This window comes from Lactobacillus nasalidis, assembly GCF_016587775.1.
Classification (GTDB): domain Bacteria; phylum Bacillota; class Bacilli; order Lactobacillales; family Lactobacillaceae; genus Lactobacillus; species Lactobacillus nasalidis.
Map to the genome: position 1 here is coordinate 1 of NZ_BOCG01000542.1, position 324 is coordinate 324.

The following is a 324-nucleotide window of genomic DNA, read 5'->3' on the forward strand; positions in this document are numbered from 1 at the left end:
GGCAGATTTATCTGCCGGGGTTGTAGGACTGAGTCATGGCACTTCAGAGGATAGCAGAAGCATTTGGGAAAATGCGCCAAAGAGGGTGAGAGCCCCGTAAGCGAAATCCAAAGAAGGCCTATCAGTATCCTGAGTAGGGCGGGACACGTGAAATCCCGTCTGAATCCGCGAGGACCATCTCGCAAGGCAAAATACTAACCAGTGACCGATAGTGAACCAGTACCGTGAGGGAAAGGTGAAAAGAACCCCGGGAGGGGAGTGAAAGAGAACCTGAAACCGTGTGCCTACAAGTAGTCAGAGCCCGTTAACGGGTGATGGCGTGCC

1 rRNA gene is annotated in these 324 nt (G+C 53.1%); it reads left to right on the forward strand.

The annotated features are described in order from the left end of the window. Positions 1-324 (forward strand): 23S ribosomal RNA (locus lacNas_RS10555); the annotation flags it as partial.